Here is a 24485-nt window from a genome sequence, read left to right on the forward strand (position 1 = left end):
TTTCCTGTCCATTCCTATTAATAAGCTCTCTAAATTAGGAGATATTAATGCGAATCTCATTGTTTTACGACAACAAATTATGCCAACCAAATCAAGTCCTACTCACTACGACCCACAAAAGATTATTTCACCATTTCAATCATTCACTTCGATTTATAAGTTGAAAGGAGGTGTTAATATGGAAGCTCAAAATAGCCGATTAGCGTTACGATTTATTGTTGGTACGGATGAATTTGGTGAAATCTCTTATTTAAGTAAATCATTCCAGCTAGTAAAAGGGAGTGCTAACGATGAAGAGTTAGTCCAATTTGCACAGGCTTACGTCTCCTTACAACAGTATCAACTTGAAGTTGCCAATCGAATTAATCAGTACGGTATCATCTAAAACCATTTAAGGAGGAGTTAAAATGAGTAAAAAGCTAGAGTTACTTTTTGAAAATGAAGAAGAAAAGCAAGTGACTATTTCGGTCGACTATCCAATTGAACCTGTCGAGCCTCAAACGGTTTATGAGGCGATGCTTTCTATGATTTCATCAGGAGCCGTTTCTTCAACTGGTGGCGACATTGTCGCAATTCGTGGGGCGAGATTAGTCGATCGTCAAGTAGAGAATATTGAATTACCTATTAGCTAAATGAATATCGAGGTTTGGCTTCCTTACATTGCGGAGTATAGTTTTCCTGTTGTCGTCACATTTTATTTGCTACACCGCCTCGAGCAAAAGTTAGACCATGTGATTGTTGCGGTAGAACAACTTCCGAATAAAATGAAGCCAGAATGACATGAAAAAGAGGTGGGTCTAAACCCTACCTCTTTTTTCATTTCGTTGACTGATAAGCACGCTCGAATTACTGGAATCATTATGTTTGAGCCTTCATTATTGAATTCGTTGAAACAGAGGAGTAATGATTAATAGATGCGAAACTATGACAGATTATCCAAGCTTTTGAAGATTAATTAAAAGGTATACATAATTTTTTTCAAATGTCCCATACTAAAAAATCATATTGTTATATATCGAAAATCAAATAATCAATCATGATAACTCCTTCAGTCAATCATTTTTTAGCTAGTCGTATTTGAAAAAAATGTCTTTTAAGGTAGGTATACATATGGGCTGGTTTCAATTAAAACGAAAAATCAAAAAAAACATCTTTGAAAATGTCGCATTAAGAACTGTATCGCAAACATTAGAATTACACGCACGCTCAGACGATTTCTGCCAGCATAAGTTTGAAACCAAAACAGATGTATTACTACTCTCTTACTATCAACCACTTATCAATCATATTAAATTAGAGCGATTGTTAATTGAGCCGATTAAAGAGCAACCTTTCACTACCCTAGAGAACTTAGTAAACATCATACATGTTGAAAACATAAAAATAATCGAAAACCCTCACGAATTAAATGAATTACTTCTAATCGGAGCAGTTGCAATTAGAACGGCTAATGCTACAAGCGACAAATGCTTAGTTGCCGTGATACCACAGGAAGAAATCCGAAATATTACGATTCCAGAAGTAGAATTTAGTGTCATTGGTCCAAAAGAAGCCTTTGTAGAATCTATTGATGTCAATATTAACTTAGTAAGAAAACGACTACCTACTCCCAATCTAATCTCGAAGGAGTTTATTGTTGGTTCATTATCTAAAACAAAAGTTATCGTTATGTACCTTGAGTCAGTTGCCAATGAGGATAACGTCAAGACAATGTTACAAAGAATTTCATCGATAGAGATTGAGACCATAAGCGACAGCTCTTATATTAATCAGCTAATTGAGGACTTTTCGAATAGTCCTTTTCCACAATTCATCGATACAGAACGACCAGACAGAGTGGCTGCTGTATTGGCGGAAGGAAAAATAGCTGTTTTTGTAAATGGCTCACCACAAGTTATTACTGCACCCACAACATTTATTGAATTCTTCTCGTCTTTTGAAGATTATTTTCTCGGTTGGCAAATTGCTTCTGCATTTCGGCTAATTCGAATATTTGCTGTCTGGTTTTCAATCTTTGCAACCCCCTTGTATGTGGCCATACTAACATACCATACTGAGATTATTCCCCAAGATTTAATGGCAACCTTAATCTTGTCTCGCGATCAAATTCCATTTCCACCTATAATTGAAGCGATTTTTTTAGAAATTACGATTGAACTTTTACGAGAAGCAGGAGCGAGATTACCTACAAAGGTCGGTCAAACGATCGGGATTGTTGGTGGAATAGTCATCGGTACTGCTGCCGTTGAAGCAGGTTTAACAAGTAACGTATTATTAATTTTTGTGGCATTAGCCGCACTCGCTTCTTTTACAACTCCTATTTACAGTATCACAAATACAATTCGTATCATTCGATTTCCTTTTTTATTTGCTGCTCAATTATGGGGAATTGTTAGTTTAACGATTTTATTTATGTTCTTATTGGTTCATTTATTATCAATCAAATCATTAAATCGCCCTTATTTAGCTCCCATTTATCCATTTAAATTTAGTGATTTAAAAGATTCTTTTATTAGATTACCATTTCATTTCCAATCGACAAGACCAGATGAACTGCAGACTAAAAGAACAAAGAAATTTAGTAAAGAAAAAGCAAAAAAGAAGCTAGACATTGATGAAGGTATTTAAGAGCACGGAAAAGAGGGTGTTCTCGTGAATATATCTAATATAAATAACAAAGCTCTATTAATTGAACCTTATTTAGTATTCTTTCTCGTTCATTCCTTGCAAGCTGGCGTAGGGGTTTTAGGTTTTACAAGATATATTGCTGAGGCAGCAGGATTTCAGAGCTGGATAGCCATTATCATAAGTGGTTTGTATTTTCACTTGCTCATTTGGATGATCTACAAAATCATAGGGAATCAAAAAAAGGATATCATAGCGATTAATAAAGAAACTTTTGGAAAATTCATCGGTAGTTTCATTTCTTTAATGATTGTTTTTTACTTTGTATTAGCAGGTGTAGTTGTTCTGAGGACTTATGTAGAAATCATTCAAATTTGGATATTTCCCGATATATCTGTTCCAATTTTATGTCTGACTTTATCAGTATTAGCTTATTATATTATTATTCAAGGCTTTCGTGTCATAGTAGGCGTTAGTTTCTTTAGTTTAATAATCCCATTTTTCCTTCTTTTCTCTAATTTTAGCGCATTTGAATATGCAGAATTCCAGCGCGTACTTCCTCTTTTCAACACAAATGTAGAAGAGCAATTATTAGCTGCAAAAACAATGACATTAAGTTTTCTCGGTCCAGAAATTCTTTTACTTGCTTATCCGTTTATAGATCAAGCACCTAAATCTCAAAAGTTTGCTCACTTAGCTTCCTTTTATACAATGGCTCTCTATCTAATTATTGCATTCGTACACTTTAGTTTTTATACATTAGGTCATTTACAAACCATCATCTGGCCAACTATTAACATATGGAAAATCGTAGAATTACCGTTCTTAGAAAGGTTCGAATACATAGGTATTGCAACTTGGCTCATTATTATTATTCCTAATATTACATTGGCTCTGTGGGCTTCGAGTCGTGCTTTAAAAGAAATATGTAACGTTAAACATATTTATACCTTACGAATAACCGGAGTTATTATATTACTGATAGCATTACTTTTCCATTCAAGAGAAGCGATCGATCAGCTAAACAACTTCATGTCATTGATTGGTCAAGTATTTGTTACGATTTTCATTCCCGTCATATTTATAATAGTTTTATTAAAAAGGAAGATGTCCTCATGAAACACAAGTTCCTATCTATACTTTTATTTATGCAATTAAGTGGCTGTGTCCAAACTCAAATTATTGACGAGGTACAACACATACATAGTGCTGGTTTTGATTATTTATCTGACGATGCAGTAGAGGTAACAATCAGTGTACCTCTATACCGTACAGAAAATGTTCTTATGAGTGATACTTTATCTGCTGTTGCTGCAACAAGTAGAGCTGCTCGTATCAAGTTAAACAATCAGTCGCCTAAGCGTCTTCATAGTGGTAAACTAAAATCCTTATTGGTTAACATAGAATTGGCAGAAAAAGAAGGTATATTATCAATTTTAGATGCATTTACCCGCGATCCAACTATCGGTTTACAAAATAAAATATGTATTGTTGAAGGTACAGTTAACGATTTATTATCGAGCAAATATGAACATGAAGAAGAAGTCTCTACCTATATAGAAGAACTTCTTAGACATAATATGGAGGCACAAAATATTCCGAAGACTAACCTTTATATATTCTTAAATCAATATTATGGATTAGGACAAGATCCTTATTTACCAATTCTGAGGAAACATAATAATAGTATCGAATTGAGTGGAATTGCCTTATTGCGTGGAGATCGCTATGTAGAAAAAATAAATGTGTCAGACTCCTTTTTATTAAAATTACTTTGCCAACCTTTCAATCACGGAGAGTATGAAATTGAACTTCGTGAACAAGACGAATATGCGATGATACGAAACGTTAATGCAAAACCTTCTTATCAAATTGAGAAAAATACCAATAAACCACAGATTGATATTCACTTAAAAATGAGTGTCCAAGTTATTGAGTATTCTGGTAATGAAATCTCAGATGAAAAATTAAATGAAATCCATACCCAATTTAAACAGGACATCCGAGAACAATCACAAGCACTCTTTCAAAAGCTTCAACAATTACATGTTGATCCAATTGGTTTAGGCGGTAAGGTGCAAGCCCATAATCCTCATTTTATTTTTGAAGAATGGGATGACTATTACATGAATGAATTAATCATTTCTATCCATCCTGATATTACTTTCCTAGATAAAGGTGTAAAGAAGTAGAAAATCAGATTGTATGATAAGCTTTAAGCAACATGATATAATAAACATACACACTTAGTGAGGTGATATTTATATGACAACACAAAACGACCAAAAAGCCATTTTTGCAGGAGGCTGCTTTTGGTGCATGGTCAAACCTTTTCATAAATATGATGGTGTTCTCAAAGTAACCTCAGGTTATACGGGTGGACATACCAAAAATCCTACTTATCAAGAGGTTTGTTCAGAAACAACTGGCCATTATGAGGCGATCGAAATAACCTTCGACCCTAAGATTATCACTTATGAAGAATTACTTTCAATCTTTTGGAAACAGATCGACCCTACCGATGCTGGCGGCCAATTTTATGATAGAGGACAGTCTTATCAAACGGCTATTTTTTATATGAATGATAGTCAAAAAAAAGCAGCCGAACAATCTAAACTGGATTTAGATAAGAGCGGTAAATTTGAACAACCGATTGCAACCAAACTGTTACCGGCAAAAACCTTCTATGAAGCAGAGGAATATCATCAAGACTATTATAAGAAAAACCCTGCTCATTACGAACGCTATCAACATGGTTCGGGACGAGCTGCTTTTATTAATCGACATTGGGGTGAACCGCATGAAACCGAATAAAGACGATTTAAAGAAAAAACTAACACCTATGCAATATGAAGTCACACAAAACAACGGGACTGAGCCGCCTTTTCGTAATGAATATTATGCAACGGAGGAAGAAGGTATCTATGTTGATCTTATCTCAGGAAAGCCGCTGTTTTCTTCCAAAGATAAATATGATGCAGGCTGTGGTTGGCCTAGTTTTACCAAACCAATACAAGACGAGGAAATTGTAGAAAAAGAAGACCGAAGTCACTTTATGGTAAGAACTGAAGTGAGAAGTAAAGAAGCCGATTCCCATTTAGGACACGTATTCCCAGACGGTCCTCCACAATCAGGTGGCTTACGCTATTGTATTAACTCCGCTGCTTTACAATTTATTCCTAAAGAACACCTTGAAGAAAAAGGCTACAAAGCCTATCTTAAATTATTCGATTAAAAATCCTTCTCCATACACTAACAAAGCTTTTCTGATAAAAGAAGCCGGTGACAGTAGTCATCGGCTTCTTAATTCGACGCACTCAGGCTCCCAAAGTTATACACACCCTTCTGCCAGCAATGGTTCACTAAGGTTCCCAAACACAAGCTGTTAGCATTCCAAAAAGATTCAGCGCTCCGCACAAACAGCCACAACCAACCCAAAAAAGAGAGAGTACTAACCCATCAGGATTAGTATCTAAAATCCACATGTTTTTGGACCGTTGGCCAAGCTTGCTTGGCTACTTCACGCATTTGCGTGAAGTTTTGAAAATCGTAAGGAACCTTCAGACGAATTCATTCGTCTGTGAGGTCATTACGATTTTCAAAAACGGACCAAAAACAAAGACCAAAAGGTCAAATTATCTCGAGAATTGAGCATCACCCATGCAACTTCACTCATGAAGAAGCCTCATTCACTTCACTACGACAAAGATAAAAGTATGGTTTTTCTCTTTTATAACTGGTGGCTTTTCATTCAATTAACGGTTTTGAGGATTCTCACACTATGCCGTAGCCCCGCCACTTTTTTGGGAGGGCTCGCAAGAGTTTCCCTAAAAAGATTCAGCGCTCCGCACAAACAGCCACAACCAACCAAAAAAAACAGAGAGTACTAACCCATCAGGATTAGTATCTAAAATCCACATGTTTTTGGACCGTTGGCCAAGCTTGCTTGGCTACTTCACGCATTTGCGTGAAGTTTTGAAAATCGTAAGGAACCTTCAGACGAATTCATTCGTCTGTGAGGTCATTACGATTTTCAAAAACGGACCAAAAACAAAGACCAAAAGGTCAAATTATCTCGAGAATTGAGCATCACCCATGCCCAGCACTCAAAAAAGTATGTGCTCAGAATCATTCTGAACACATACCTTAATCATTATTCAGCTAAACCAGCACGAACTTCTTCAATCATACCAGGGAAAGAAGTTAAACCACCAGTTGTAATGTACCAGTAAATCGCATCTAAAAATACAATATTATCATTCTCATAAGCTTGAGTATTTTGTACAAAAGAATTATCTAATAACTCATTACCAGACTCTTCACCACTAGCTACCGCCGCACCACGGTCAATGACAAATAAATACTCTGGGTCTTGCATTTCGATATATTCAAAGTCAACCTCTTGTCCATGATTGGCAATGTCAATAGAAGTATCCACAGGGTCAACACCGAATAAACTATGAAGTAAATCGAAACGTCCACCAGGACCATGAACAGATAAACTTCCTTCGTTTACCATCAATAATAAACCTTTTGCTTCTTGCTCACTCGCTAATGCTTGAACCTCTTCAATTGATGCATCAATTTCTGCTAACTTTTCTGCCGCTTCATCTTCCTTATCGAAAATTTGTGCAATCATATCAAGATTGTTTTTAAACGAATCATAATAGTTCGCATTATCAATACCCATAAATAAAGTTGGTGCAATATCATTCAAGTCGTCATATGCTTCAGATGCACGACCACTAATAATGATTAAATCTGGATCTAATTCAAAAATTTCCTCGAAATCAGGTTCAAACAAGCTACCCGCATTCACATAATCATCACTAGCATATTTTGATAAGTATTCAGGAACATTTGCTTGTGGTAAACCTGCAACTTCAACACCAAAACCGTCTAACATATCTAGAATACCCATATCAAAAACAACAACAGTTTCTGGGTTTTTCTCAACAGTCGTCTCACCTAATTGATGTTCGAAAGTAAGTGTTTTTTCTTCTTCTGTAGCTGGATCTTCTGTATCTACGTCATCTGCTGCGCCTTCTGTCGCATCATCTGAATCGTCATTTGAACCGCACGCCGCTAATACTAATGCAACAAATGCAGCTAACATTAATAACCAAAGTTTCTTCATCTACATACACCCCTACGGTATTTTTTTTATAATAAAGGATTAGAATAGCGTACGTAAATGGATGGTATCCTCTGACGTCGACGTTCATCTACGCACGCTATATATCCCTAATTATCCTACTTAATTAAACAAAATAAACACATACACGCTGATTATTAATATCATTAATGGTGATATCCATATCATAAATATCTTTTAGAACACCATTATTGATAATTTCATGCGTGGGGCCTTCATGGATAATTTGACCATCTTTAAGGGCCACAATTTGATCAGAATAAAACGAAGCAAAGTTAATATCATGAAGAACAATCACAATCGTCTTTCCTAATTCCTTCACCATTCGCTTTAATACCTTCATAATTTGAACAGAATGTTTCATATCCAAATTGTTCAATGGCTCATCAAGTAATATATACTCAGTATCTTGAGCAATAACCATCGCAATATAAGCACGTTGGCGTTGACCACCACTTAATTGATCCAAATACTTATCTTGAATATCCTCAAGCTCCATATAAGCAATCGCTTCATCTATATATTGAAGGTCTACTTTTTTTAAATTTCCTTGAGAATATGGAAAGCGACCAAATGAGACAAGCTCACGAATCGTCAATCGTATATTAATATGATTAGATTGCTTTAATATCGAAATTTTCTTTGCTAAATCGCTACTTTTTGTATCTGCTACTTTAGAGTTTTCAATAAGAATTTCTCCTGAATCTGCCACAGTTAGCCGACTGATCATCGATAAAAGTGTACTTTTACCGGCTCCATTTGGCCCAATAAAAGAAGTTATTTTCCCTTTTTGAATTTTAACAGAGACGTTATTCACAACGGCTTTATCCCCAAATAATTTGGATACATTCATAACTTCTACCATTTTTTACTCTCCCTTAATAAAAGATATAAGAAGTAGACACCACCAACAAAGTTAATAATGACACTAATTGGTGTTGAGAAACTAAAGATTCTCTCCACTAAAAGTTGTCCGCCAACTAAAGCAATAACACTGATTAACATCGCTACTGGAATAATAATGGCGTGTTTATAAGTTTTAACCACTTCATAAGCCACATTAGCCACAAGTAAACCTAAGAAAGTAATCGGTCCAACAAGAGCTGTCGCAAGTGAAACGAGGATTGCTATAAATATAAGTAATAACTTCACTGCTCGATCATAATTCACACCCAAATTAATCGCTTGGTCTCTTCCAAGTGATAGAACATCCAAGTACTTTAATTGTGGATAGAAGATAATCGTCACGAAAATAAGAATCCCTATTGAAACCAGCAATAAATCCGAATTAACATTATTAAAGCTCGCGAATAAACGGTTTTGTAGGTTTAAATACTCATTCGGGTCAATAAGAACTTGAAGGAATGTGGAAATACTCCCAAAGAAAGTTCCCATAATGATCCCTACTAATAATAGGAAGAATATATTCTTTCCCTCGCCCCTTAATAGGAGCTGATACAAAAGCATCGCGAAAATGACCATTAAAATTGTAGATATAGCAAAATTCAAATATTGATTTAAAACTAAAACACTCATAGAACCAAACGAAAAGATAATAAATGTTTGGAATAGCTGATAGAGAGAATCCAACCCTATCAAACTTGGTGTTAGTATCCTGTTATTCGTAATCGTTTGAAAAACAACTGTAGCAAAGGCTATCGCTACACCCGTTACGATGATTGATAAAATCTTGATACCACGACGAGGCAGTGCATATTCCCAGCTTCTTAAATCGTAAAATAAAAATAATCCTGTTAATATAACTGCTAATAAAGATAATAATAGAATCTTAGTTTTAATACCCATGCTTTTTCCCCCTTATCAATAAATAGAGGAAAATCGCACTTCCGATAACCCCAACCGTTAAACCAATCGGTATTTGGTAAGGGAAGATGATGACTCTTCCAATAATGTCACAGGCTAGAACAAAAGCAACCCCTAAGAGTGCAGTTGTTGGCAAGTTTTTCCTTAAGTTATCCCCTTGGAATATCGCTACAATATTTGGAATGATTAGGCCTAAAAACGGAATCATACCTACTGTTAACACAACAACCGATGTTATCGCCGCAACAATAATTAAACCGATATTAACCACTTGCTTATAGTTTAATCCTAAATTTACGGAGAATTCCTCGCCCATTCCTGCAATCGTAAATCGATTTGCAAAAATATAAGCAATAATAAGAAGTGGAATACTAACATATAACATCTCATAACGACCCGTTATAATTAGTGCAAAGCTTCCTTGCAACCAACTCGATATGTTTTGAATTAAATCATTGGAATAAGCAAAAAAGGTTGTGATCGATCCAACAATATTACCAAACATTAAACCTACTAATGGAACAAAAATAATGTTTTTAAATTTAATTCGGTCGAGTATCTTCATGAAAATGAGTGTCCCTGCTAACGCAAAAAGGAAAGACACAATCATCTTCTGCATCATTGTCGCAGAAGCAAACATAAGCATCGACACCATAATACCTAAGCTAGCTGAATCCATCGTTCCAGCTGTGGTTGGTGAAACAAACTTATTTCTCGTTAACTGTTGCATAATTAAGCCACAAATCGCCATACTAGAACCAGCAATGATGATGCTTATTAATCTAGGTAAACGACTATGAATAAGAGTATGTAATTGGTTCTCATCTAACTGAATAATCCCAGCTAGGTTTAAGTTATTTACACCGATAAATATCGATGTCACACTTAAAATAAGACAGACGATAAGTAGAATGAAGTTTTTCATACAGCAACCCTTTTCAAACCGGTTTATAATTAATATTCATTCTCATCGAAAATGATTATCAATCACATTGACAATGATAATGGTTATCACTAAGAATGTCAATGAATATGTTTATATTTTTCTTTATATTTCGTTGTCTTGTATAGGATTAACATAAAAAATCTTTCAAATCTCTTTCAAAAAATCATATGAAAAGAATGTCATTAATCAATGAACATGTATAACAGGGACCGTAAACGTCCTGTTCCAGCTTTATAATACATTAAATGACTCTTTTCCCCCTTCATATCCCCATACATATAAGCAGCTCATTTTCTTTCCTGTCACAAATATGCCACAATTATAATAATTGATTGAAAAACTTAGCAGAGGAGTTTTACCATGGCAATGAGAATAGAACGAGACACATTAGGAGAAATTCAAGTACCTAAAGATAAATACTGGGGTGCTCAAACGCAAAGAAGTTTGGAGAATTTTAAAATCGGTGATGAAAAAATGCCTAAACCGCTTATCTATGCTTTTGCAGACTTAAAAAAAGCTGCAGCCATTGTAAATGCTCAGAACGGCGATTTAGACAACAAAAAAAGCAATGCGATCGTTCATGCATGCGAGCAAATTTTAACGGGAAATTATGATGAGCATTTTCCACTTGTCGTTTGGCAAACAGGTAGTGGTACTCAATCGAATATGAATATGAATGAAGTCATTGCCTATTTAGCCAACGAGCAACTTAGCAAACCGGAACTGTATGTACATCCTAATGATGATGTTAACCGTTCACAAAGCTCTAATGATACATTTCCAACAGCGATGCATATCGCTACCGTGAAAGAAACGGAACGTCTTCTATTACCAGCCATTCAACAATGGATACGTACGTTAGAACAATTAGAAACTAAATATCACCACATCATTAAAGTGGGTCGCACCCATTTACAGGATGCTACCCCTCTTACATTCGGTCAAGAAATTAGTGGATGGAAGGAAATGCTTATAAAGACGGACAAAATGATTGGAGAGAGCTTACAATATGTTCGTGAATTAGCGATTGGTGGTACGGCTGTGGGAACAGGGCTCAACTCTCCTGCAAGCTACGGACGACAAATGGCGGAACGATTGTCCAAACAACTTCATTCTACTTTTATACCATCAAACAACTATTTTCATGCTTTAACAAGCCATGATGCACTTGTACATTTTCATGGAAGCTTAAAATCATTAGCTGCGGATGTATTCAAAGTAGCTAACGACATTCGTTTGTTAGCTAGTGGACCTCGTTCTGGGATTGGTGAAATTACGATTCCAGCCAATGAACCTGGTAGCTCCATTATGCCAGGAAAAGTTAATCCAACTCAATCTGAAGCACTTACTATGGTATGTAGCCAAGTTTTTGGTAATGATACAAGTGTTGGATTTGCGGCAAGTCAAGGTCATTATCAGTTGAATGTATTCAAACCTGTCATTGCCTATAATGTGCTTCAATCCATACGATTATTAGCAGATGGGTTAAATAGCTTTCACGATCACTGCTTAGTAGGACTTCAGCCTAATGAAGAAAAAATGACGGATAATGTCGTTCGTTCTTTGATGTTAGTCACGGCATTAAATGCCCATATCGGCTATGAAAATGCTGCAAGAATTGCCAAAAAAGCCTTTTCTGAACAGTCAACATTAAAAGAAGCAGCCCTTGCCCTTCAGTTACTTGATGCCGAGCAATTTGATTTACTTGTTAATCCTCAATTAATGATTAAACCAAAAGATTAACGGTCAACGTTAGCATAAAAAAGAGCTAGCTTTCATACTTGAAAGCTAGCTCTCATCATACGTATAACGAACGACATATTTATTCGTTTTTAACTTTCTGATTTCTACAACCGGCCCAATTTCATAGCCATTATGCCAATTATCTTCTATCTTAGCTTTAATACAACTTGCCTGAAACCTTGTAGGAAACAATTGACGATAGTAAACCCAATTAGGTGCTTGAAGTTGAGTACTCGACATTTTTTCGTTCCTTTCTATCTGAGCCACCTGCCTTAATGGTTAGGTTATTGGTCTTAGTATATGAAAATTTCCCTGCAAAATTGCATAAGCTCCATGCATTAACCAATCAATTCCTCACGCTCACGCTTTTTCCGATCCTCTAAGCGACGATTTTCTTGAATATCGCGATGACGGTGAGCTAGTCTTGCTGAAGCACTCGCCGCAATGCTGGCAATTAAGTCATCTAAGAACGTATGTACCTGTTCCTTTCTCTCATCAAGCTCACGAATTATTCCTACCTTCTGTTTATCAAGATATCCAAATGTCGTGACAGCAATGGAGCCAAATCCAAAAACTGATCCTAATGCAATCGTTTCATCCACTCCAAACAAGCCTTCATCCGTATCCACTAACGATTGTAAAGGTTCCGATAGCTTTTTCTGCTCCGCCAAAACATCTAATTCAACTCCAACTAAAATAGCATGTTGAATTTCTCGCTTTAATAAAACAGCATTCACGCTATCGTAGCATTCTTCTATAGATAAATTTTCATGGTAAGGCTCTTGCATTTGATAAACAATTTCTGCAATAGCGTCTATTGAGACACCTCGTTCTTCTAATTTCTTTCGAGCTGCATTTTCAACGATTTCACACGGTACTTGCTTTTTCACAATTGACCACCTCATGCTCTCTCTATATTTTCATGCTATTTCTAGTAGTGTATCACAAATAAACATATTTTTAACATGTAAGTGTTCCTATGAAGGATATGCCCACAAATTATGTTAAAATAAAACAAATCATACTTAAAGGAGCCGATCCAATTGGCTAAACAATTACGTGGAAATACCAATGAAGCTATCATCAAAAGTACCTTCTTAGACGAAGAAGTAAAGCTAATGATTTATACACCAGAAGATTTCACCCCTATCAAAGATTATGATGTATTGATTTGTCAGGATGGACAAGACTATTTTCAATTAGGACGGTTACCTAGGCAAATTGACGATTTAATAGAGGATTTAGAAATTAGAGAAGTGATTATCGTTGGCATACCTTACCCTAATGTGAGTGAAAGAAGAAATCGCTATCACCCTGAGCAAGACAAATCGGCCGCTTACATACAATTTTTAGTGAAAGAAGTCATGCCATTTTTGGATGAAAATTATCCGATACAGCCTTTTGCTCAAAGGAGAACACTAGCTGGAGATTCATTAGCTGGTACGATATCTCTTCTAACCGCCGTTCAATATCCTAAAACCTTTGGTCAGGTGATGATGCATTCTCCATTTGTCAATGACACAGTTCTTCATGCCATAAAAAATGCTTCTGATATCCAATCATTATCTATCTACCATCGAATTGGTCTTGAAGAGACAGCGGTTAAGACGACCGATAAACAAACACTTGATTTTCTCGAACCGAACCGCTCGTTAAAAGAAATACTCACAAACTCTGTGACAGATTATGATTATGATGAATTTGAAGGTAACCATACTTGGACTTATTGGCAAAAGGATTTACAAAATGGCTTGAAAAAACTTTTATCCTATGATTAAATCGGTGACTGAAAGATTTATATAAAGTAAGGAGAAACGAGAAAATGAAGATTATACAAACAACAACAGACAAACAGTTACAAGATGCTTATGAAGTCAGAACAAAGGTCTTTGTAGAAGAACAAAAGGTAGCAGTCGAAGAAGAAATTGACCAATTTGAATCAAGCGCTACGCATTTTGTCATTTATAATGAAAGTGACAAGCCTGTTGGAGCAGCAAGATTACGTGAAGTCGACGGTTACGGTAAGATCGAACGTGTCTGCTTACTCCAAGAAGTAAGAGGAACTGGCTTAGGGCACCAATTAATGAATCAATTATTAGCTCATATTCAAACAACTGGTTTAACAAAAGCAAAGCTCAATGCTCAAGTTCAAGCGATCATATTTTATGAGAAATTAGGTTTCTCCATCGTATCAGAGCAATTTTTAGATGCAGGCATCCCTCATGTAACAATGATCAAACATTTCTAGTAAATTGGTTGGTTCGTGTCGGGATGAAAATAGTCTCAATAGAAATAAGCTACTTGTAGCAGGTAGCTTATTTTCATATTTATTCATGTATGAGTGATACAGATGTTAGAAAGTTTATAAAAAGTGTATGGCCGCTCTCTTCCGTTAACATCCTAGTCGAAAAATCATAAATACCTACGAGATAACCAAAATCCTGATAAAAAGGATATTGATTTTTGTTCCTGAATTCTTGATCATAAAAATCAAAATCAAAAAATAGACACCACATATCTTTATCAAGAACTTTTAAGAGAATTCCCTCTAAATCTAAATCATGTTCATAATAGCCTACATGTTGATGGAACTGTTCATCAAATAACAAGCCATCCCCCGCTCTCCATTACGAATCCATTCTACTTTGAACAGAAGCGAGCTTACTCGCTAATGTAGACGATTTATCTCTGCGATCGTCGATTCGTATATTTGTAGCTACTCGCTGACATCCTTTTGTAAATGGAACCTCATGAATCGCTTGGATAACCTCAAATAATACAGGGAGTTCTCCTTCAATTAACGTGCTCATCGGCGTTAATTCATATTTCAATTTACCCTCATATGTTTTTAAAACTTTATGTATTTCGCTCACATATTCACTCACACTAGGTGAATCTGTGCCAATCGGAATAATCGTAATATCTACTATAGCCATGTTTTTCTTCTCCTTTTTAATCGTTTGTCTTTGCAGTTGGTCTGGGAATTCAACTAATGCTAATTGCCGATATGATTCTATCGCGGCAATTAAATGTTTTCGTTCAGGCTCTGAAGTTGTCCAATTTCGCTGTAACCAATAGGATATTTGTAAAATAGGCTTACGTAACCACATGAAGGCTCGTTTTTTCATTAAACGAATCACAACAGGAACCAGTAATACAGAACTATATGAAGCATACATGAGACTATCTTGAAATGGTAGGATACTAACCAAACCTATGAACGTCAAGATTATAACCGACAAAAAGTAGATAACTACCGCATTCGTTGAACAATTTCGATTCGTAATTGCCGCTTTTTTAATACGATGAATACGAGTCACTAATTTTCTACCGCGGTCACTAAATACCTTATGCTCGGCTCCATGATATTTTTTTAGTTGATTTGGAAAGATAAAATGGGTCCCAAATGCAAAATAAATAAAAAAGTAATACGGGAAGCCCTTAAAATCAATCGGAAGAAATTTCGGAATTAAAATCAATCCAAATAAAGTCATAGTGAAAAGCTTCAACCAAATCGGCAGTGAGCTTGTTACTAAATAGACCATTTCGAAAAAAGTCTTTACTGAAATGGGCTTACACCATTTGTGGAGTCTATTTTTATGATGATAGCCACACGCAACATGATCTTGTCCGATAAAAAAAATGCCTGTCTGAAATGAAAGGCCTCTAATAACCGCCATAGCTTACCTCGCTTCTTATTGATCATCCACTGAAATCACCCAATACGGGATGTCTCCACCGTGCTCAAACGCTACGTTTTCAAACGTTGCATCTGTTGACTGCATCGGGGCGTGATTCATCCATGTATGCATGAAAAATGTCTCAGTATTGACAATGTCAGGAGATTTGACAACAACATGAATATCCCCAATATTTCCATAACTTAAATGTTCATCTAATTGATTCGTAAAAGTAAAAATAAGTCCATTTTCTCCCCTGATTGGTTCTGATTGTTCTATGATTTTGTCACCATGATAAAGAGCTAATTCTGCTTCTATTAATTCAAACGAATCAACGATTTCACCTGAGGCATCATAAAAAACGACGCCGATATAATCGTTTCCGTACAGGCCATCAGATGGGGCCACTGTCCAATCCCATTCTGTATGCACCTCCCATTGTTCCCCTTCCGTGTTGACATTCATATGTATTTCAATTTCTTCTTTTAACTTTTCGTTGGTGATTCCTTCTTGGTCATTCAGAAAAAATACACCACCAATAATCATTAATACAATCAAGATTCCAGGCATAATTAGTAATCCTTTGTTTCCTTCAAACATCCTATTCTCTCCTTATGTAAGTATTTCTCATACCGACATTATACAGGAAAGCGTGTATGCGTACAGCCTTTCGCATGACGATATTGTGTTTTATATGAAAGTTGCTTGATACTGATATGCGGAGCTATACTCATCGCTCCCGAAAATCATGCTCCGCGTCCTGTGGGGTGGCGCTGAACTAATCGGCTATGCCACTGGATCTCAGCTCTGTCACTACGTCCCACGGGAGTCTCCGCATGACTCGCCCGCTGGGTTACTACTCATTCTCAAGTTCACAAACCAACCTTACATTTTTTTAATTGAAAAAGAACGAAACCAAATTGACGATAAGTCAACAGTTAAAAAGCCAAACCCAAATTTCATTTTTGTTGGTGATGAGTTGCTGCGGCTTCGCTAAGTGCGTTTTGTATGAAAGTGGACTTAGGGGCGATAGGTTGTGCCTTGAAGTTAGCTAGTCATCCATCTGGCGACAAATGACCTTAGTAGGACAGTGCTCCCTGTTTGATCAGGCCGACTCCTAATGGTGATCGAGTTGTAAACGGGCCAACTGTTTGAACAGTCGCCACTACTTTCATCTTTGTTGGTGGTGAGTTTCATGGCAAGTCATCAAAGGCTTCAGATCTTTTCTTATTTATGTATGGTTTCCTTAATTTCATTACAATTTCTCTCAGTGCTTTTAATGTATTAGATTTTGATTTAGATTCCTGTGCGACTAGCTGCAGACTAATTTTTTGGGAGCCTTTTTGGATGATTGGATGCGTATTTTTTTCTCTATAAAAAGAAACGAATACCCAACCAAAAAAAGGATATAAAGTCTATTTCTCACTCACTCCACTTACAACACTCCCCAACAGAACTTTCATTCTGATGGGGCATAACCAGCTTTTGGCTCTATCTCTTTGGGAGTTGATTCAGTTTAACGTGAAGAGGTCAAAATTCTAATCGTGATTAAGTTTCAACAGCAAGATTTATTCTTGCAAAAACAACAAAAAACCTCCTCAAGGGAGATTTTTTGTCAACGATTACTTGTTTCCTTTTTGGTATGCATGATGATTTGTTGGTCCAATGCCTGAGCCAATCGAAATCGAATTGGCAATCGCTGCCGTAATAAAGTCTTTAGCGACTTGAACGGCCTCTTCAATAGAAGCTCCTTTTGCTAGCTCAGCAGCAATGGCAGCAGCAAATGTACAACCTGTACCATGGGTGTGCTTAGTGTCTATTCTTTCAACAAAATACTCAGTCATCTTGTTGCCATCATATAATAAATCTATTGCTGGCCCCTTGGATAGGTGACCGCCTTTTAATAATACATATTCAGGACCAAGCTTATGAAGAGCCTTCGCTACTTCTTTCATTTCATCAACCGTTTCGATGTCCTTACTCCAGCCAAGAATTTCCTTTGCTTCAGGTAGATTCGGCGTAATGACCGTCGCTACCGGTAGCAAGTGCTCTTTTAATGCATGAATGGCTTCTTGTTGTAAAAGTGTAGCTCCACCCTTAGCGATCATAACCGGATCAACGACGACATTGCTTAATTGATAGTGTTTGACTTTTTTAGCTACTAATTGAATGATATCTGCGGAAAAAAGCATACCTGTCTTTGTCCCATCTGCTCCAATATCACTTAGCACAGCATCGAGCTGATCTTCAATCGCTTCCAACGATTGTGGGTAGACTCCATGAACGCCTAATGTGTTTTGAGCCGTTAATGCGGTAATCACACTCATTCCAAACGTATCTAACTCCTGAAAAGTTTTTAAATCAGCTTGTATTCCAGCTCCTCCACCACTATCAGAACCAGCAATCGTTAAAGTTTTTGCTAAACTCAATCTCTTTTCCTCCTCTATTATGAAAACCTCTCCGGATTGAACAAATCTATCGGTGTTATCGTTTTTTCATTCTTTAATATGGAAGTCACTATATGAGCTGTGACTGGACTTAATAAAATACCATTTCGATAATGTCCTAATGCTACCGTTATATGTGGATGCTCCTTCAGTTTCCCTATAAGAGGATAACCATCTAACGTTGCTGGTCTCAATCCAGCCCAAGTATGGAAAGGATCTATTTCTTTTAAAAATGGAAATAACTTATGATTCCAATTGGTTAAACGTTCGATTCCTTTTTCTGTTACAGTCGTTTGAAAACCTGCAATATCTTCAGAGGCACCATTTATTAATGTCCCATTCTCTTTAGGAACAAGATACCCTTGGCTCGAATACACGATATGATTGACAGACTCTGCATATCCTTGATACGCACAGATTTGGCCTCGTATTGGAAAAATGGGTAGTGATACTCCTAATGTTTCCTCAAGCTCCTTACCCCATGCACCTTGGGCACAAACATATTCATCCGCTTGCCAAGTACCACCGTTTTGTGCACTCACATACGTAGAATTTTTTTCAGTATGTATATAGATTTGGCCCGTGTCTTCAATAATTTTAACGCCTACTTTTCGACAAGCCTCTTCTAATGATTTGACATAGGCCGGTGCATAAACATGACTTTCCTCTGGGTAATACATCGCTGCCAAAACTTCTTTTGATAAAGCTGGTTCAAGCTCTCTTGCCTCTTCCCCCGACAGCATTCGAGCTGAGGTTGCCCATTTCTTTTGCCAAGACAGCCTTCCTTTTAGAGCTAAAACATCGGCCTCATGAAAAACAACATGTAAACTACCACTTTCACTAAATTCAAAATCAATGTTAGAATCCTCTTTAATATTGGATTGCCACTCTTTAAACAACCCTAAACTTGTTACACATAGTCGAAAAAAATCATCCTGATCTTCACCAATCTCAGAAAAAGGGGCAAGCATACCAGCCGCCGCTCCTGATGCCTGCCCACCACAACGACCTTTTTCTAAGAGGGTTACTTGAAAATCGTTACGTTGGAGTTGATAAGCTATCGATAAGCCGATAACTCCACCTCCAATAACTATGACGGATCGACTCATTTTTGCCACATTCCCTTCACACCTATGTTGAACGTTCCTTACATAAACCTCAGATGCCTAACACTTTTGTAAAGAGCTAAAATGAGAATTCCACGCACCGTTTGCTTCTAAATCAAGCGGCCAAATTCTTCGAATCCTCTTTACCTCTCTCAGAATCTTCCCTCAATACTAGTAAAGGGCTTTTAGTTTAATTTAAATTGTTCAAAACCACTGCTCGCACTTGCATATTTTTTCTTTGGAATCCTTCCAGCTTCATACGATAAGCGTCCTGATTCAATCGCTAATTTCATCGCTTGAGCCATCTTGATTGGATCCTTCGCTTTAGCAACTGGCGTATTCATTAAGATACCATCAACACCTAATTCCATCGCTTCTACAATGTCTTTCGCACTACCTAAACCTGCGTCAACGATAATGGGAACTTCACTTTCTTCGACAATTAAACTGATATTATAAGGATTTAAAACACCTAAACCCGTACCAATTGGCGCAGCTCCAGGCATAACAGCACTCGCCCCTGCCTCTTCAAGCTTTTTACATAAAATCGGGTCATCTGATGTATATGGTAAAACTACAAAACCCTCTTTCACTAAAATCTCTGTTGCCCTTAATGTTTCGATGGGATCAGGAAGTAATGTTTTTTCATTTGCACTTATCTCTACTTTTATCCAATTACCAATTCCAGCAGCTTTAGCGAGTCTCGCTATTCTTACCGCTTCTTCCGCATTGGAAGCACCTGAGGTATTTGGTAAATAACGATATTGATTAGGTTCAAGATGTTGTAAAATCGCATCTTCTCTTGGCGCCTCTAAATTAACGCGACGAATCGCAAAGGTTAAAACTTCAGCTTCTGAAGCCTGAATCGCTTCATTTTGGACAAAGGGGTTCGGGTATCTTCCCGTTCCAAGGAAAAAACGTGAGTTTAACTTTTGACCCGCGATTTCTAGGTGTTTTTTTTTCATGATTATCCGCCTCCAACAAAATGCACAAGCTCAATCGTACTTTCTGGTATGAGTTGTACAGAACTACGCTTTTCTTGCTCAATAATTTCCCCATTTAACTCAGTCACAACTAAATGAGCTTCTAATTCAAAATAAGCAACAACTTCATCTAATTGAGTAACCTCTAAATCATGCTTCTCTCCATTAATTAAAAGTTTCATCCGTATCACCTCGCTTTAAAATGCCGATAAATTTCTGCGCTGTGGCTTGGACGTCTTTAGCACCAACAATTTCACTAATCATACATACACTAGTGGCCCCAGCTTCCAACACTTGCCGAACATTGTGTAACTTAATACCACCAATGGCCACAAATGGAATATTCACTGCTGCCTTTACTTCCGAAATATACGAAGTTGTGACAGGGTCTACGACATCTTTTTTACTATTCGTTGGAAATATAGGTCCAACGCCAATATAATCAGCTCCACCCTTTTCAGCTTCAATCGCTTCTTCTACTTTATGAGTAGACACACCAATGATTTTATCATGACCGACTAATTGTCGTACTTCGGATAAAGGCATATCATCTTGTCCGACATGAACCCCATCAGCGTCTACCGCTAATGCAACATCAATATAGTCATTGACGATAAACGTAACCCCATATTTCTTTGTAAGCTCTCGTAATCGTTTCGCTTTTTCAAAAACGACTTTTCTTGAGCTCTCTTTGTCACGCAATTGAATAATATCTACACCACCAAGTATCGCTTGTTCCATCACCTCTATCAAATCTCTACCTTGATGGAACTCATCGCCCGTAATCGCATATAAATAAAATGGTTTCATGATCTAACACTCCTACAAAATTAAAATAAGACCGCAATACTTTCCATAAGGAAAGAAATGCGGTCTACTCTACATAGACAAACAAGCAACAACTTCCCTACGCTGGTATCATCCAGATCAGGTTAAAAGAGTTAAAAGGAACATACCTTTTTCTCAGCCTACTTCCTGTAGGCACCCCTAGTTTTCTCATGTTTATTTAAAATCACTATTGACTTTTATTATGACAGATTTCACGTAAAAATCAAGCAAACTACTTTTTAAAAACGTCCACTAATACATCTTCTTCTAAGAAATAAATATGTTCAAGCTGATGACCTAAAAGAAGCATTGTACCGTTTGGCGAAGTTTCTAGAGGAACATTTTCAGGCCATTCAAACAAAACATCGATCTGACCGGTTTTTAGTGACATTTGTGATAATTCAAAGCCATTTTGATAATGAAAAAAGCTATCGTTATAAAAAGGCTTAAACCATAAAAGCTGCTTATTTTTCTGTTCGAAATCATAAAATGGGATCCACCATTCATTTGTCCCAGTCGTCAAAACAGGTACATCCAATGTTACTAATGGTTCGTCCTGTTGAAAAATAGTCCATTGGCTGTTCTCAGCATCAATGGAATGTGACTTCACCACAAAATAGAACCCATCACTTAAGTAACGGTAAGCCAGTAGTCGTTCTTGTACAATATCTTCTTGTTCCTCCTCTACCTGTAAGCGAATTAAATCAGCTATCGGTAACTCCCCTTCTTCTTTAGTTTTCAAATAAGCTAAGTCCCCATTCTCAAACCATTCCACATGTAGCTCTGTTAAATCAATCATTTGCATGTCTTGCTGGCTGATATCTAATAAATAGGTCTCAAATTCCCAGTCTGGCAAAAAAACAACAATAACGATTCGTTCCTCTTTGTCAGGATGAAAATGCACTTGATACTGCTCGCCAAAATTTTCTAATTTCATCGTTAACTGACCATATATATCAAGGAAAATTAAATGGTTATCATAACTATTTGACTGAAATTCTTGAAAGACAATTATATCCCTGTTAGGGCTCAATTGGACATCTAACATCATATTTTCGCTTTCAAATATCACCGTTTTTTCACCGGAGAATATATCATAATGGCTTATTTTCGTTAAATCGGTATCTTCCTCAAATAAAATGACAGACGTATCATCGATCCAGCCAATCACCTGTGTATAAGGATTTATGGTTTCATAAGGGATAAATGCTTGATTTTGGTTAAGCGGTTTGGAGATCTGCTCTTTCCAGTCTCCATCTATATGTGGTTGAGGTTGGACTTGTTCACGAAAGCATCCAGATAATAGGAGCAAAAGAAGAAAAGCGAGACCTATTTTCAATCTGCATCCCTTCTTTCTCATACATATGTCCTATTATCTCATGCACTAGCAGAAGTTACAATGAAAGGATTCATAAGACTTTTGATTGATTATTTCGACATAATTCAGTAGTTCCATCGTTTGATTAAGTCGTTCCGCCTATGTTTAATAAATCCGTCTTTTTAAGCGACGATAATAGCTGTAACACTTGATAATGATGGAAGTGAAACTAATGATAACAAGTATAAAAATAAAAAAATTAATGATTTGTAACGGCGAAGCATCACTAGTAGATATACTTGAGCTCATTTGTACAATTAAATAAAGATACATGATAATTAATGGTACAAACCATAATGTGTAATTTTTCAATACACTTTTAGCTTGGTTTACAAGTTCCAAATATTCACTATAAAATTGTGGAACTTCCTCATCTACCTCATATTCTTTTGACCATATCGTCCACTTTTGCGCTCGACCTTTTGTAGCAAATACTTTCACCCAGCCTGCATCATGATGGATCGTTTCATAATGACTTGTAGCTCTTCCTTGGAAATCGACAGCATAACTTGTTCGTTTACTGGACGTCTTATTAAATGTGAATTTAGTCCCTAACTTGTTTATATGGAAAAGGCGATAACCATTTTCCCCCTTTTCTTCTAACCAATCTACGAGCTTATCCGGAGCATATTGCCATCCAAACTTCCACCTTGTTATCGTTATAAAATCTTGAGAATTATCATGATTATTGTTTTCCTCACGCTTTACTAGTTCTAGTTCCTGCTGTCCATAAATACGATTCTCAACATTCTTAATTTTTATGACAGAGTAAATACTTATGACCATTAAAATAATCCCTGCAGCTTGCAACGTATAAGTAAGTGCCCATAACGGGCTCTCTACTCGAGTCATTTCACCAAGCTCTCCGGTTACAAACCAAGAAGTGCCTAGAATTGTCATCATGAACATTAATACAAATGCAAGATAACCAAGGTATATCATATACCCTCGCTTTAACAGTCGATTCTTTTTTAATATACCTTCTCTAGACGGCCTTAGCTGCGATTCGTTATCTGTTTGATTTTGATATATCGTCCATTTACCTTCCTGAAGCGTTAACGCCCATCCTCGATCATGTAAGGTCCGAGGCAATTTGGCTTCTTTTTGATAATTAATATGAAATTCTATTCTTTGTTGCTTTGAACTTTTCTTAAAGTAGAAAATTCGAAGCCAGCGGTTTATTCTTACTAATTGAAAATCATTTTTTGCTTGTTCGCTTAACCATATTTCTGTCTTTATCGGATCGTAACTCCAAAAAGGTTTACATACTTTCATGTTGAAACGCTCCTCTCTTTTGGATGACATTCTGATATAGCTCATCAATTCTTGTCATTTCTGCTTGAAGGACGGTTATACCTAGTTCGGTTATTTCGTACACCGTTTTCCTATCTCCGTCAGAGAAGCCTATGATGAGTTGGTCTTTTTCCATTTTTGTTAAGGTTCCATATACGGTGCCTGATCCGAGCTTAATCCTTTGTGATGTAAGTATTTCTACATGTTTGATTATCCCGTAACCATGCTTCGGTGTATCTAATGAAAACAAAATATAAAAAGCGGTCTCTGTCATTGGTAAATATTTTTTTATTATCTTTTCGCTCAAAAAGTCACCTGCTCTCTATATAGCAATCTATGTCAAAACGCGACTATGTCATACTGTGACTATATCACAACGTGACATATATCTACAAGCCCTGTTTAGAAACTTTTGTATGAAAGTTGTGCTGTTCTCACAAAAGTTGACTTCTTCGTTATTGTATTTGTCCTTATTTT

Annotated in this window: 28 protein-coding genes, 1 pseudogene and 1 riboswitch; of the genes and pseudogenes, 11 read left to right on the forward strand and 18 right to left on the reverse strand. The window is 36.6% G+C overall.

The annotated features are described in order from the left end of the window. Window positions 1–178 precede the first annotated feature (178 nt). The 8 genes from PQ479_RS04030 to msrB all read left to right on the forward strand — a co-directional run bounded on the left by PQ479_RS04030 (window position 179) and on the right by msrB (window position 5860). Entirely contained in the window at window positions 179–385 is a 207-nt protein-coding gene (locus tag PQ479_RS04030) for a DUF1659 domain-containing protein (RefSeq protein WP_047988904.1), read from the forward strand. A gap of 22 nt (window positions 386–407) precedes the next feature. Then, on the forward strand, window positions 408–632 hold the full coding sequence (locus PQ479_RS04035; RefSeq protein ID WP_047988903.1) for a DUF2922 domain-containing protein: 225 nt from the start codon (window positions 408–410) through the stop codon (window positions 630–632). Beyond that, window positions 633–779, forward strand: coding sequence for a YvrJ family protein (locus tag PQ479_RS04040; protein WP_273716774.1), 147 nt, complete (start codon window positions 633–635; stop codon window positions 777–779). It begins immediately after the preceding gene. Window positions 780–1110: 331 nt separating this feature from the next. Continuing rightward, window positions 1111–2628 carry a spore germination protein gene (locus PQ479_RS04045; protein WP_047988902.1) on the forward strand — a complete coding sequence of 506 codons (1518 nt, stop codon included), beginning with the start codon at window positions 1111–1113 and terminating at the stop codon, window positions 2626–2628. Window positions 2629–2652: 24 nt separating this feature from the next. Then, on the forward strand, window positions 2653–3744 hold the full coding sequence (locus PQ479_RS04050; protein WP_083991245.1) for a GerAB/ArcD/ProY family transporter: 1092 nt from the start codon (window positions 2653–2655) through the stop codon (window positions 3742–3744). Further along, window positions 3741–4817, forward strand: a complete 1077-nt coding sequence (locus PQ479_RS04055) for a Ger(x)C family spore germination protein (protein WP_047988901.1) — start codon at window positions 3741–3743, stop codon at window positions 4815–4817. Before PQ479_RS04050 ends, PQ479_RS04055 begins: the two co-directional genes overlap by 4 nt. Window positions 4818–4890: 73 nt before the next feature. Further along, the gene (msrA, locus tag PQ479_RS04060) at window positions 4891–5439 is read left to right on the forward strand and encodes a peptide-methionine (S)-S-oxide reductase MsrA (RefSeq protein ID WP_047988900.1); all 549 of its coding nucleotides are present in this window, start codon (window positions 4891–4893) and stop codon (window positions 5437–5439) included. Then, on the forward strand, window positions 5426–5860 hold the full coding sequence (gene msrB / locus PQ479_RS04065; RefSeq protein WP_047988899.1) for a peptide-methionine (R)-S-oxide reductase MsrB: 435 nt from the start codon (window positions 5426–5428) through the stop codon (window positions 5858–5860). The genes msrA and msrB overlap by 14 nt, the downstream gene beginning before the upstream one ends. 918 nt (window positions 5861–6778) lie before the next feature. Here the strand turns inward: msrB and PQ479_RS04070 are convergent. The 4 genes from PQ479_RS04070 to PQ479_RS04085 all read right to left on the reverse strand — a co-directional run bounded on the left by PQ479_RS04070 (window position 6779) and on the right by PQ479_RS04085 (window position 10529). Then, complete coding sequence (locus PQ479_RS04070) at window positions 6779–7762, reverse strand: siderophore ABC transporter substrate-binding protein (RefSeq protein ID WP_047988898.1); 984 nt, start codon at window positions 7760–7762, stop codon at window positions 6779–6781. 124 nt (window positions 7763–7886) lie between these two features. Beyond that, window positions 7887–8645, reverse strand: coding sequence for an iron ABC transporter ATP-binding protein (locus PQ479_RS04075; RefSeq protein WP_047988897.1), 759 nt, complete (start codon window positions 8643–8645; stop codon window positions 7887–7889). Next, window positions 8639–9586: an iron chelate uptake ABC transporter family permease subunit gene (locus tag PQ479_RS04080; RefSeq protein ID WP_047988896.1), complete on the reverse strand. Its 948-nt coding sequence runs from the start codon at window positions 9584–9586 to the stop codon at window positions 8639–8641. Before PQ479_RS04080 ends, PQ479_RS04075 begins: the two co-directional genes overlap by 7 nt. Further along, window positions 9576–10529, reverse strand: coding sequence for an ABC transporter permease (locus PQ479_RS04085; RefSeq protein ID WP_047988895.1), 954 nt, complete (start codon window positions 10527–10529; stop codon window positions 9576–9578). Before PQ479_RS04085 ends, PQ479_RS04080 begins: the two co-directional genes overlap by 11 nt. Window positions 10530–10910: 381 nt before the next feature. Between PQ479_RS04085 and fumC the strand changes: the two genes are divergently transcribed. Continuing rightward, on the forward strand, window positions 10911–12293 hold the full coding sequence (gene fumC, locus PQ479_RS04090) for a class II fumarate hydratase (protein ID WP_047988894.1): 1383 nt from the start codon (window positions 10911–10913) through the stop codon (window positions 12291–12293). 45 nt (window positions 12294–12338) lie between these two features. Here the strand turns inward: fumC and PQ479_RS04095 are convergent, their stop codons facing one another. Next, window positions 12339–12533, reverse strand: coding sequence for a hypothetical protein (locus tag PQ479_RS04095; protein WP_047988893.1), 195 nt, complete (start codon window positions 12531–12533; stop codon window positions 12339–12341). A 98-nt stretch (window positions 12534–12631) separates the two neighbouring features. Next, window positions 12632–13183, reverse strand: coding sequence for a phosphatidylglycerophosphatase A family protein (locus PQ479_RS04100; RefSeq protein WP_047988892.1), 552 nt, complete (start codon window positions 13181–13183; stop codon window positions 12632–12634). A gap of 153 nt (window positions 13184–13336) precedes the next feature. On the opposite strand from PQ479_RS04100, the gene PQ479_RS04105 reads away from it, so the two are divergent. Then, the gene (locus tag PQ479_RS04105) at window positions 13337–14071 is read left to right on the forward strand and encodes an esterase family protein (RefSeq protein ID WP_047988891.1); all 735 of its coding nucleotides are present in this window, start codon (window positions 13337–13339) and stop codon (window positions 14069–14071) included. Window positions 14072–14115: 44 nt separating this feature from the next. Further along, window positions 14116–14541 carry a GNAT family N-acetyltransferase gene (locus PQ479_RS04110; protein ID WP_047988890.1) on the forward strand — a complete coding sequence of 142 codons (426 nt, stop codon included), beginning with the start codon at window positions 14116–14118 and terminating at the stop codon, window positions 14539–14541. 79 nt (window positions 14542–14620) lie between these two features. Here PQ479_RS04110 and PQ479_RS04115 read toward each other — a convergent pair whose 3' ends face one another. The 12 genes and pseudogenes from PQ479_RS04115 to PQ479_RS04170 form a co-directional block, all read right to left on the reverse strand. Continuing rightward, window positions 14621–14902 (reverse strand): DUF3986 family protein, encoded by a 282-nt coding sequence (locus PQ479_RS04115; RefSeq protein ID WP_047988889.1) that lies wholly within the window; start codon window positions 14900–14902, stop codon window positions 14621–14623. A gap of 18 nt (window positions 14903–14920) precedes the next feature. Continuing rightward, window positions 14921–15229, reverse strand: a complete 309-nt coding sequence (locus PQ479_RS04120) for an MTH1187 family thiamine-binding protein (RefSeq protein ID WP_047989568.1) — start codon at window positions 15227–15229, stop codon at window positions 14921–14923. 72 nt (window positions 15230–15301) lie between these two features. Beyond that, window positions 15302–15973 (reverse strand): annotated as a pseudogene (locus tag PQ479_RS04125) (DUF1385 domain-containing protein); the annotation flags it as partial. A gap of 15 nt (window positions 15974–15988) precedes the next feature. Next, the gene (locus PQ479_RS04130) at window positions 15989–16573 is read right to left on the reverse strand and encodes a hypothetical protein (protein WP_047988888.1); all 585 of its coding nucleotides are present in this window, start codon (window positions 16571–16573) and stop codon (window positions 15989–15991) included. Window positions 16574–17595: 1022 nt separating this feature from the next. Beyond that, window positions 17596–18402 (reverse strand): bifunctional hydroxymethylpyrimidine kinase/phosphomethylpyrimidine kinase, encoded by an 807-nt coding sequence (gene thiD / locus PQ479_RS04135; protein ID WP_047988887.1) that lies wholly within the window; start codon window positions 18400–18402, stop codon window positions 17596–17598. A 17-nt stretch (window positions 18403–18419) separates the two neighbouring features. Beyond that, window positions 18420–19529, reverse strand: a complete 1110-nt coding sequence (gene thiO / locus PQ479_RS04140; RefSeq protein WP_047989567.1) for a glycine oxidase ThiO — start codon at window positions 19527–19529, stop codon at window positions 18420–18422. A 182-nt stretch (window positions 19530–19711) separates the two neighbouring features. Continuing rightward, window positions 19712–20491 carry a thiazole synthase gene (locus PQ479_RS04145; RefSeq protein WP_047988886.1) on the reverse strand — a complete coding sequence of 260 codons (780 nt, stop codon included), beginning with the start codon at window positions 20489–20491 and terminating at the stop codon, window positions 19712–19714. A 2-nt stretch (window positions 20492–20493) separates the two neighbouring features. After that, on the reverse strand, window positions 20494–20691 hold the full coding sequence (gene thiS, locus PQ479_RS04150) for a sulfur carrier protein ThiS (RefSeq protein ID WP_047988885.1): 198 nt from the start codon (window positions 20689–20691) through the stop codon (window positions 20494–20496). Then, a complete protein-coding gene (gene thiE / locus PQ479_RS04155; RefSeq protein ID WP_047988884.1) occupies window positions 20675–21319 on the reverse strand; it encodes a thiamine phosphate synthase in 645 nt (214 codons plus the stop codon). The genes thiS and thiE overlap by 17 nt, the downstream gene beginning before the upstream one ends. 77 nt (window positions 21320–21396) lie before the next feature. Continuing rightward, window positions 21397–21508, reverse strand: a riboswitch (TPP riboswitch). A gap of 61 nt (window positions 21509–21569) precedes the next feature. Further along, complete coding sequence (locus PQ479_RS04160; protein WP_047988883.1) at window positions 21570–22676, reverse strand: YqgU-like beta propeller domain-containing protein; 1107 nt, start codon at window positions 22674–22676, stop codon at window positions 21570–21572. A gap of 144 nt (window positions 22677–22820) precedes the next feature. After that, window positions 22821–23990, reverse strand: a complete 1170-nt coding sequence (locus PQ479_RS04165; protein ID WP_047988882.1) for a DUF2812 domain-containing protein — start codon at window positions 23988–23990, stop codon at window positions 22821–22823. Further along, window positions 23977–24315: a PadR family transcriptional regulator gene (locus PQ479_RS04170; protein ID WP_273716776.1), complete on the reverse strand. Its 339-nt coding sequence runs from the start codon at window positions 24313–24315 to the stop codon at window positions 23977–23979. The genes PQ479_RS04165 and PQ479_RS04170 overlap by 14 nt, the downstream gene beginning before the upstream one ends. Window positions 24316–24485 lie beyond the last annotated feature (170 nt).

It is taken from the genome of Alkalihalobacillus pseudalcaliphilus, from assembly GCF_028610675.1.
Classification (GTDB): domain Bacteria; phylum Bacillota; class Bacilli; order Bacillales; family Bacillaceae_D; genus Alkalihalobacillus; species Alkalihalobacillus pseudalcaliphilus.

Excerpts from the sequence above, each read along its gene's own strand:
- thiE (WP_047988884.1), bottom strand. The coding sequence starts at position 21,319 with ATGAAACCATTTTATTTATATGCGATTACGGGCGATGAGTTCCATCAA.
- PQ479_RS04075 (WP_047988897.1), bottom strand. The coding sequence starts at position 8,645 with ATGGTAGAAGTTATGAATGTATCCAAATTATTTGGGGATAAAGCCGTT.
- PQ479_RS04070 (WP_047988898.1), bottom strand. The coding sequence starts at position 7,762 with ATGAAGAAACTTTGGTTATTAATGTTAGCTGCATTTGTTGCATTAGTA.
- fumC (WP_047988894.1), top strand. The coding sequence starts at position 10,911 with ATGGCAATGAGAATAGAACGAGACACATTAGGAGAAATTCAAGTACCT.
- thiS (WP_047988885.1), bottom strand. The coding sequence starts at position 20,691 with ATGAAACTTTTAATTAATGGAGAGAAGCATGATTTAGAGGTTACTCAA.
- msrB (WP_047988899.1), top strand. The coding sequence starts at position 5,426 with ATGAAACCGAATAAAGACGATTTAAAGAAAAAACTAACACCTATGCAA.
- PQ479_RS04095 (WP_047988893.1), bottom strand. The coding sequence starts at position 12,533 with ATGTCGAGTACTCAACTTCAAGCACCTAATTGGGTTTACTATCGTCAA.
- PQ479_RS04110 (WP_047988890.1), top strand. The coding sequence starts at position 14,116 with ATGAAGATTATACAAACAACAACAGACAAACAGTTACAAGATGCTTAT.
- PQ479_RS04130 (WP_047988888.1), bottom strand. The coding sequence starts at position 16,573 with ATGTTTGAAGGAAACAAAGGATTACTAATTATGCCTGGAATCTTGATT.
- PQ479_RS04165 (WP_047988882.1), bottom strand. The coding sequence starts at position 23,990 with ATGAAAGTATGTAAACCTTTTTGGAGTTACGATCCGATAAAGACAGAA.
- PQ479_RS04145 (WP_047988886.1), bottom strand. The coding sequence starts at position 20,491 with ATGAAAAAAAAACACCTAGAAATCGCGGGTCAAAAGTTAAACTCACGT.
- PQ479_RS04030 (WP_047988904.1), top strand. The coding sequence starts at position 179 with ATGGAAGCTCAAAATAGCCGATTAGCGTTACGATTTATTGTTGGTACG.
- PQ479_RS04045 (WP_047988902.1), top strand. The coding sequence starts at position 1,111 with ATGGGCTGGTTTCAATTAAAACGAAAAATCAAAAAAAACATCTTTGAA.
- thiO (WP_047989567.1), bottom strand. The coding sequence starts at position 19,529 with ATGAGTCGATCCGTCATAGTTATTGGAGGTGGAGTTATCGGCTTATCG.
- PQ479_RS04040 (WP_273716774.1), top strand. The coding sequence starts at position 633 with ATGAATATCGAGGTTTGGCTTCCTTACATTGCGGAGTATAGTTTTCCT.
- msrA (WP_047988900.1), top strand. The coding sequence starts at position 4,891 with ATGACAACACAAAACGACCAAAAAGCCATTTTTGCAGGAGGCTGCTTT.
- PQ479_RS04035 (WP_047988903.1), top strand. The coding sequence starts at position 408 with ATGAGTAAAAAGCTAGAGTTACTTTTTGAAAATGAAGAAGAAAAGCAA.
- PQ479_RS04055 (WP_047988901.1), top strand. The coding sequence starts at position 3,741 with ATGAAACACAAGTTCCTATCTATACTTTTATTTATGCAATTAAGTGGC.
- PQ479_RS04120 (WP_047989568.1), bottom strand. The coding sequence starts at position 15,229 with ATGGCTATAGTAGATATTACGATTATTCCGATTGGCACAGATTCACCT.
- PQ479_RS04080 (WP_047988896.1), bottom strand. The coding sequence starts at position 9,586 with ATGGGTATTAAAACTAAGATTCTATTATTATCTTTATTAGCAGTTATA.
- PQ479_RS04085 (WP_047988895.1), bottom strand. The coding sequence starts at position 10,529 with ATGAAAAACTTCATTCTACTTATCGTCTGTCTTATTTTAAGTGTGACA.